At 59.1% G+C, this 8,814-nt stretch carries 9 protein-coding genes; all 9 read right to left on the bottom strand.

The window, feature by feature from the left end; translation table 11 throughout:
- The coding region (locus tag JNL55_RS04775) for a hypothetical protein (protein WP_293850055.1) at nucleotides 1–203 on the bottom strand (203 nt) is incomplete at its 3' end.
- 64 nt (nucleotides 204–267) lie between these two features.
- Nucleotides 268–2,811 carry a TonB-dependent receptor gene (locus JNL55_RS04770; RefSeq protein ID WP_293850052.1) on the bottom strand — a complete coding sequence of 848 codons (2,544 nt, stop codon included), beginning with the start codon at nucleotides 2,809–2,811 and terminating at the stop codon, nucleotides 268–270.
- A gap of 99 nt (nucleotides 2,812–2,910) precedes the next feature.
- Nucleotides 2,911–3,960, bottom strand: a complete 1,050-nt coding sequence (locus JNL55_RS04765) for a FecR family protein (protein WP_293850049.1) — start codon at nucleotides 3,958–3,960, stop codon at nucleotides 2,911–2,913.
- A gap of 5 nt (nucleotides 3,961–3,965) precedes the next feature.
- Nucleotides 3,966–4,466 (bottom strand): RNA polymerase sigma factor, encoded by a 501-nt coding sequence (locus JNL55_RS04760; protein WP_293850046.1) that lies wholly within the window; start codon nucleotides 4,464–4,466, stop codon nucleotides 3,966–3,968.
- 143 nt (nucleotides 4,467–4,609) lie between these two features.
- On the bottom strand, nucleotides 4,610–5,437 hold the full coding sequence (locus JNL55_RS04755; protein WP_293850044.1) for an alpha/beta fold hydrolase: 828 nt from the start codon (nucleotides 5,435–5,437) through the stop codon (nucleotides 4,610–4,612).
- A gap of 39 nt (nucleotides 5,438–5,476) precedes the next feature.
- The gene (locus JNL55_RS04750) at nucleotides 5,477–5,947 is read right to left on the bottom strand and encodes a nuclear transport factor 2 family protein (protein WP_293850042.1); all 471 of its coding nucleotides are present in this window, start codon (nucleotides 5,945–5,947) and stop codon (nucleotides 5,477–5,479) included.
- Nucleotides 5,948–6,019: 72 nt separating this feature from the next.
- On the bottom strand, nucleotides 6,020–6,172 hold the full coding sequence (locus tag JNL55_RS04745; protein ID WP_293850039.1) for a hypothetical protein: 153 nt from the start codon (nucleotides 6,170–6,172) through the stop codon (nucleotides 6,020–6,022).
- 128 nt (nucleotides 6,173–6,300) lie between these two features.
- A complete protein-coding gene (locus JNL55_RS04740) occupies nucleotides 6,301–6,561 on the bottom strand; it encodes a hypothetical protein (RefSeq protein WP_293850036.1) in 261 nt (86 codons plus the stop codon).
- Between the two features lie 203 nt (nucleotides 6,562–6,764).
- Nucleotides 6,765–8,814: RHS repeat domain-containing protein (locus JNL55_RS04735; protein ID WP_293850033.1), on the bottom strand; the 2,050-nt coding region annotated here is incomplete at its 5' end.

Below are 8,814 nucleotides of genomic sequence, written 5' to 3'. Positions count from 1 at the left end.
CCGCCTTCGATGGGCAGCGTGTAGAGATCACCGAGCAAATCGAAGAGCAGCGTGCGGCCGTCCGGTGAAACATCGATGGACATCCATGTTCCCTCCGACGTCGTAAACGATATCGCTCGCGTCGGTTGCGCGCCTTGCGCGTGGGACCAGCCAACGAACAGACAAAGGAATAGAGCTATCGCTGGATGGGCCGAGCGAGTCATGCGGAAACCTCGTGTCGAAGGAGTAGCGAGGCCGGCGCTGGCGCGGCCTCGCGTTATCAGAAGATCAGAAACGTTTGGTCAACGTCGCGTTCCAAACGCGCCCGAGCGGCGAGTAATTGGTCGAGTCGTAGTTGACATCGGTCGCGGTCAGATGCCGCATCAATGGCGGCTCGCGATTGAACACGTTGGTCACCGCAAGATTGATTCCGATCCCACCGACCATGGCGGACTGCAGCTGATAGTCGAATACCAGATCGACCGTGGTCCACGAAGCACCGGACAGCGTTGGTGCAATTCGCGTGTCCTTGACGCCGTCGATGTGCACGACATAGGACGCGACTGTCAGCGCATCACGCGACCACGAAGCGCCCAGGCGCGCCTTGAACTTCGACATGAAGAAAACCCGACCGGCCGCGGCTTGTTCAGGCGCCTGACTGGAAAGGCGTCGATGGCTATCGATCCAAGTGGCGCTCAGGCTGGTGGCGAGACTGCCGCCGAACAGCGAGCGCGTGTAGCGGGCCATCGCATCGAAGCCGCTGATGCGCTGAGCCGCTGCGTTCGCGTAGTGGTTACGAAGCAGTGCATAGATATTGCTGGGATCGTACGGCGCGCCGGTGAAATTTCCTGTGAAAGTGCCCGCCGGCAACCCCATCTCTGCAAACAGCGCATTTTGTTCGGCGACGCTCGGATCGAACGTCACGAAATCGCTATACGAAATGTCGTTGAGCGCTTGTGCCGTATACGGCAGCGGCGCAATCACGCGATCGCTGTAGTCGATGTCGAACCAGCCCGCTTCCAGCGACAACGACGTCATCGGTGTCAGAGTGATGCCGGCCGTGAGAATCTCCGCCCGCTCCGGCTGCAGATCGGGAGCGCCGCCGAAGGAAAGCATCATGACGTCGGTGGACGACGCGCCGAACACGCTTCCCGGGTAGAGCACCAAGTTGCGAAGCGCATTCTGCTGATACAACGTCGGCACCTTGAAGGACTTGCCCCAATTCGCCTTCAGCTCGACGCCGGGAACCACCCCCCAGTTGATGCCAAACTTGGGCGTGGTAGTTTCGCCAAAGCTGTCATAGTTTTCGTAGCGAACCGCGCCATTGAAAGAAAGGTGCTCGACCATCGGCACGGCCTGCGCCGGCGACACCAGCGGCACATCGATTTCGCCGTAACCGTAACGGCTACGATCCGAGCCATGAGTGCCCTTGACCCCAGTGATCAGATTCAGCACCACCAACTCGTTGCGCCGATAGCCGCCACCCAAAGACATTCTCACCATGCCAGCGGGCAACGCTAGCAACGGCCCTTCCATCTCGATGCCGGCTGCCTGCGAGTCGTTGGCGTAGCGCGAACCGTAACGAGCCAGCTGCGCGCCGGTGGTGCGACTGAAATCTTTTTGATACAGATCGAAGTCGTTCTCGCCGAGCGCGCCATGAACTCGCACCGACCAGTCCGCCGGTAACTGAAATCGGATCGCTGGCGCGATGCCCCACAGCGTGGAGTTGCGCTGCTGCCGAATCAAGTTGGCCAGCTGGTACATCATGTCCTGCTGGCGTTCGGTATAGAACGCGTCGAGAGTGAGTTCGACCGATGCGCCCAGTTGCTGATGGCCGCTCAGCAATGCACTCTCCTGCTGCAACTGGGGATAGATGGTGTAGTCCCTGTTCGGGAGATACGAGAGATAATCCCGCTGCCGCGCCCTGAGGGCAGTGTTGCTCGAGCTGTCACCTGCTAGCAGGACGCCACCGCTCTGCCACGTTGTGCCGATCACTCCTGAGTATTGATTCTGAACGAAGCCACCGTCGGTCGCCTCGCCGTACCTGACCGAAAGCTCCGCGCCGTCGTAGTCGCGTTTCAACTGGATGTTGGCTACGCCGCCAACCGCATCGGAACCATAGATTGCAGACGCGCCATCCAGGAGCACCTCGACACGTTCGATCGCGGCGGTTGGAATCACCGAAATATCCACCGCCTGCGCGACGCCGTCATACGGCAGACGCGAGCCGTTCAACAGGACCAGCGTCGCGTCCGGCCCCAAGCCTCGCAAGTTGATGCTGGAGCCGCCGGAGATATTGGTGTTGGCGGGATCGCCGCCGGTGTTGAAGGCCACGCTCGGATTCTGGCCACCGTTGAAATTCTGCGGGATCGCGCGGATCACTTCGCCAAGATTGTTCTGACCCGCCAGACGCATCTCCTCCGGCGTGATCGTCAAGACGGTCGAAGACGGTCTTGCTCCTTTGATGCGCGAGCCGGTGACCGTGACTTCCTGCAGATCGACCACGGACGCAGATTTCTCGCTGGCCGGTACCAAAGACACAGTGTTCTCATCCACGAACTTGAACGACCACGGCGTGCCGTCCAGCAGCTTGAGCAGCGCTTCTTGAGTCGTGATGGTGCCCTTCACCGCCGGCGCCATCATGCCGCGGACCATGCCGGGCTCGAAAATGATGTTGGTATTGGACGTGGTGCCGAGCTGCCGAAGCGCTTCAGACAGCGGTTGCGCCGGAATATCCAGCTGCATCGGCTCGCGTGCCTGCAACTGGGCGGAAAGTAACGTGGCGACGATCAGTGAGACTAAGCGACTGCGTCGGGACAGAATGTGATGCATGAATTCCCCTTCGGCCCTCCTTTGCCTGCGGTTATCTAGTTGGCTCTCGGGGAATACAGACGCAAACGTTCTGAACAATCCTCAAATTATTCTTTCGGTTTAGTTTGGCGGTGCCGACATCGGGCTCAGCGCCGAACGCCCGACGCCCGCCAGTTCGATCGACTCGCCATGCTCGACCACGCGCAACCCATAACTCTGAGCCATCGCCCGCGCGAAGCTCAGTGACTGGCCAGCAGTGAACACGCCACTCACCAGCAAATCGTCGGGCTGCGACTCTGCCAACACCAGCGGCACCTGGCTGTAACGATTCATCTCGGCAATCGCAGTCGCGAGCGGCAGGCTGTCGATGACCACTTTGCCTTGCTGCCACGCCAACAACTGACTGACTTGCGGCCGGTCGAGCTGCGGCGCCACTTGCTTGGCCAGCACCAGTCGCTGCCCCGGAGCCAATGTGATCGGCGCCACTGGAGAGTCCTGCGCTACCGCTACGTTCGCGCCTGCCCCGGCCGTGGAAACTTCAACCTTGCCTTCCACCAAGGTGACGGACAACTGCTCAGCCTGTCTGCGCACCAGGAACGTCGTGCCCAACGCTTTTACCGCTCGGTCGCCCGCCTCCACGATGAACGGTCGTAGCGGTTGTTTCGCGACCTCGAACAGGGCCTCGCCCGACTCGAGCCGAACGCGGCGCTCTGCTTCGTCGTACGCCACAGAGACCCGCGTTCGGGTATTCAAATGAATTCGACTGCCGTCCTCCAGCATGATCACGCGCAGTTCGTTGATGCCGGTGTTGATACCGGGCACGCGCATATACTGAAAATAAATTCCGCCGATCAGCAGCATCGCAATCGCTGCCGCCAATGCCGCCATCTTGCGGCGACTGGATGTTCTGCGAATGTGTGGCTGAGCCTCAGCACGAAGACCCGGCGCCTGAATCATGACGTCAGTGAAGCGCTTGAGGCCATCCGCTTCATCCCATTCTGCCGAGACCTGCCGGAAGGCGGCACCGTGGCGTGAGTCTTCTTTCAGCCAGTTCTGAAACCCCTCTTCAGTGGCCGCAGTCTTCAACGGACCGCTCAAGCGCACCAGCCAGGCACTGGCGTCGCTCACGATGCTCAACGGAATCTCCGGTGCAATCTTCGGCGTGTTCATTGCTGTCATGGTCCCTCTCGAAGCCGCCCCGATTGGCGTTCCTGAACCAGCTTGGTCACAGCCGCTGCCAATATTTTTTCCACCAGAGAAATCGAACAATTCAGGCGCTCGGCGATTTCCACATACCCCAGCCCGCCGAACTTGTGCATGAAATAAACTTCGCGCGTGCGCGCGGGAAGGAGCTTCGCGATCTGCTCGAGCCGCTGTTGAGCCGCGAATATTTCCTCCGGCGTCGGCGCTGGATCGCGTAGCAACTCACCGTCGAGTTCGACTCGGCCGTTGACGTAGCGATGCTCGGCCCGGAACTGGCTCACCGACAGATTCTTGACCGCATGCGATAGAAACGCTTCCGGACAATCCACTTGCTTACCGCGCCGGCAATATTGTTCCAACTTCAGGAAGGCTTCCTGGATCAAATCTTCGGCATCTTCAGGCAGCCGACCGCGCCGGGTCAGACGTCTCCGGAGTCGAGTCAACAGGCTGGGCACGTCGGTATGCCACGACATGGGCGGCACTCTCGCACGTGCTCTGCGCCACGATCAACACGCTACGGCGGATTTCCGCCCTGCCGTGGGCGCTCCGAAAATAGTTTGAGGTTTTTGGGCTGAGCCTGCGTCTTGGGCGCCGACTCAGCGGTTCGAGTTTTTGCTCAGGACTGGATGAAAGCCAGCAGATCAGCGTTGACCGTGTCCGGATGCGTCGTGCACAGGCCGTGCGGCAGACCCGGGTAAATCTTCAGCGTGCCCTTCTTGAGCAGTTTCGCGGACAGCAGTGCTGAATCGGCGATCGGCACGATCTGATCGTCATCACCATGCATCACCAACGTCGGCACTTCGATCCGCTGCAGGTCCTGCGTAAAGTCGGTTTCGGAGAATGCCTTGATACAGTCGTACTGCGCCTTGATGCCACCGGCCATGCCTTGCCGCCACCAATTGTCGATCACGCCTTGGGATACCTTGGCTCCGGCACGGTTGAAACCGTAGAACGGTCCCGCCGGCACGTCGACATAAAACTGGGCTCGATTCGCTACGACCGCGGCACGAAAACCATCGAACACTTCCAGCGGCAGGCCGCCCGGATTGCGTTCGCTTTTCACCATGATCGGCGGCACCGCACCGATCAGGACTGCCTTCGCAACCCTACCGCCGCCGCCGTACTGTGCGACATAGCGCGTGACCTCACCGCCGCCGGTGGAGTGACCAATATGAATCGCGTTCTTGAGATCCAAGTGGCTCGCGAGCGCCGCTACGTCCGCGGCGTATGTGTCCATTTCGTTACCACTGAAGGTCTGCGAAGAGCGACCATGCCCACGCCGGTCATGCGCGATGACACGGAACCCTTTGGACAGAAAGAACATCATCTGCGCATCCCAATCGTCGCCGCTCAACGGCCAGCCATGATGAAATACGAGCGGCTGGCCACTGCCCCAGTCCTTGTAGAAGATCTCTGTACCATCTTTCATCTTGACGATGCTCATACGCGACTCCTCACAGCAAGTCTGTTGTAACGACTCTCTTCAAAGACCGAGCTCGGAAAGCCCCGGATGATCGTCGGGTCGGCGGCCTGGTGGCCAATGAAATTTTCGCTCAGCCGCCGTGATCGCAAGGTCGTTGATGCTAGCGCAACGAACTTGCATCAGCCCAGCCGCATCGAATTCCCAATTCTCATTGCCATAAGAGCGATACCAGTTGCCGGAATCGTCATGCCACTCGTAAGCGAAGCGCACGGCAATCCGGTTGTCAGCAAAGGTCCACAGCTCTTTGATCAGCCGATACTCCAGCTCGCGCCGCCACTTGCGCGTCAGGAACTCGACGATCTGCTCCCGGCCGACGGGAAATTCGGCGCGATTGCGCCATTTGCTATCGACAGTGTAGGCCAGCGCAACTCGCGCCGGGTCGCGGCTGTTCCAACCATCCTCCGCCAAACGGACTTTCTGGATGGCTGTGTCGCGAGTGAAAGGTGGCAGCGGCGGACGTGACTCGGTCATATGCCTGCTCCTGTCGGCTTGACTGAGTCAAGTGTAGAGCTCTTGGCATGGCACAGCCACTTCAAGCTTCACTCAGGTGCCTTGGTCCTCGAGCGTCACCGCGTCGAGGTCTTGCTCGGAGCCGATGTAGACGCGCGAATAAGGGTGCTCTGGGGGCCAGATGGCTCTGAGAATGCGCGCTGCGTTCGGGCCATAAGGATCGCTGCCGATCTGATGCCAAGGCACGCTCTGGATTTCGCGCCGCTCGGGCCGCAGAACGGGGCTGGCATCATCTTGTAGGTAGAGTGTGCGTGAGCGAAAAAGTCCGAAACCCTCAGGGCGACTTCACTAAGCGCTGGTTACTACACGATCTCCTAGCCAATTGGCGGATAAGCAAAGTTGTTCTCTATGTAAACCACTTGTCCCGCGCGACTCACGTAAATGCGATAGCGCTCCGTTACTTGAGTGGCTTCGTCATATGCCCCCTCCACCACATACACTTTGTCTATCCCACTGGTATCCATCGATGGATTCCATCTTGGTTCTGGTATGACGGCGCCGACACTGCGATCCCTATCCAGCCGATACTGCAGCCCAAGACGGCCCACCAGCTCGAAAAAGTTCTTCGCCGCCATCGGCAGCGTTAGCGTTTGGCTATATCGTTGGCTGAAGGACCTTTCATCGGGACCAGCGGCAATGGCACTCAGAGCTCGCGGAGCACTTGCCTCGGGCACGTGTGTCTCAGGTCTACAGGCACATAGCACGAGGACTATCGTAGCCGCGAAACAAACCTGCAACGCGCACCTCGTTCTACGCGCGTTATAGGCCCCCGCATTCATTAACATCCGTCCTTTTTCTGAGTGCAGGATCGGATAGCCGGTACTAAATCTATGTCCGAACCATTGGCATTTTCGTTTTCAGGGGCAGTTTTACCAGTGACCTCGGTATATGCAGTGCCGGCATATGAATTTGAATTGGTCGTGCGTGCACGATAGTCGATTCTTGCCGAGTCGACCGCTTCATTGAATCTCTGAAGTTTTTCCTCCACCTTGGAGATGTTGCCCTTCACGCTCGTGGCGCTCCCCTCAACGGTGTGGGTACCGGGATGCAGCTCAGGCCGATTTGAATGCGTCTTCTCGACGCCCAACTCAGTAACTAACTTTACATTCTCATTGCTACCGCGAATCTTAGCCGTCTGATTGAAGATTGCCTTGTCGAACGAGTAGTGCGCGCTAGGGCCAGCACTCGAAATGATCGAGACTCCGGAATCGGAGTCCGTGGCATGCACGTACTGATGCTCGGCCCCGAACGCTCCACTGATCGGATATGAGCGTAGTTCAACGAAGGTAACTCTACACGAACCATCCCCACAGCCAGGAGGAGCAAGGCCTGTCGGGTCGGTTTTGTTCAGCGGATCATTCCCGACATACGCATACAGGTTGATGTCATCTTTATATCCAATCGGATCCGTTTGCATAAACCTGCCCAGCTCCGCCGAGTACGCCCGCGCCTTGTAGTGATAGAGCTGCAACGAGGGCACCCAGATCTGCCCGGTATATTGGAACCGCCCAAGGTTGTTAGGCCCGGGCTTGCCGTACTCGTCGTAAGTGTTCACGGCTAACGTGGCACCCGAGCCATTGGTCACGGCAACAACCGAACCTCGCTCGTCAGCATTCAGCCATCGGCGCGCCGTGGTGCCAGCGCCTTCGTACCACACCAACGGTTCATCCGCCCCAGGCCCATGAACGTAGCGGCGCTGCAGTACATTGCTGCCATCGTATTCGGCAATGAGCGCTGTGCCATCGTAGAGAAAGCGAGTTCCGGCACCGCCTGCCAGCTGCGACAGGCGCCCGCTAGCGTCGTAGCTCAACGTTGCCGAGGTAACGCCTGTAGCCGAAAGCAATCGATTCTCGGCGCTGTATCCGTAGGTCGTTCCCGCATGGCTGGTGAGATTGCCGCGCCCATCGTAACCAAGCGAGGCACCGCCGACGCTGGTGTAACGATTCAGACCGTCGGCGACGTAGCTTTGGCTGGCATTGGCAGCCGTCCAGTTGTAGTTAGAGTTGGAGCGCGTGAGCGTCCGCAGTTGCGAGGACGGTGAGTACGTGAAATTGCTCGAGGTGTCACCGGCATCACCCACGTCATGGGTGAGCAGTGACAACCGCGATGCTCCGTCGTAGTCGTAAGTCGTCGTCGTGCCATTGCCACGAGTCAGAGTTTTTCGCCGGCCAAGATTGTCGTACGTGAACGTCGCCAACACGCCGGCCCCTGAAGTCGCACCTTGCTCACGAATCGCGGTCAGCGCGTTGGACGCATCGTACGCGTACTGCACCCACAGCTGATCAGGCCATGTCAGTCGCTCACGCCGCCCGGCTGCGTCATAGAGGTAGGACACAGTCCCGAGCGAAGAGGTCTCCGACTTCAAGCGACCGAGTGCGTCGTAGACCCACCCCACGGAACCTGCCGACGTACTGGCGCCTCGCATGCGGTTGCTGTGATCGTAGGAATAGGTCACGCCCGGCTCGGAGCCTGGAAGACTCTTGAACACGATACGGTTGAGATTGTCGGGCGTGAATCCTATCGTTTGGCCATCTCGCAAGCGGCGCGAGATCACATTCGACGCATCGTCGTAGCCGATCTCTTCATAGTCCACAGTAGAGCTGGTATTGACCGAAGCGGCAGCTGGATAGCGCGTTTTCTTCAGGCGGTCGAAACCGTCGTATTCGTAGGTTGTGCGGTTGTTCTTTGCATCCGTCAGCGTGGACAGCTGCCCATTCGGCGTATAGGTCATCGAGCGGGTGTACTGCTGCAACCCCGTGCCCAGAGCGGATTGGATTCTTTGCAGCCGGCCGCCGGTGTACAGCTGCTTGGTGATGCGATCAGGGCCG

Origin of the sequence: Steroidobacter sp., assembly GCF_016790065.1 — a bacterium.
Lineage (GTDB): Bacteria > Pseudomonadota > Gammaproteobacteria > Steroidobacterales > Steroidobacteraceae > Steroidobacter.
Note: the sequence above shows the minus strand (reverse complement) of the source record. Positions and strands in the feature narration are given on the sequence as shown.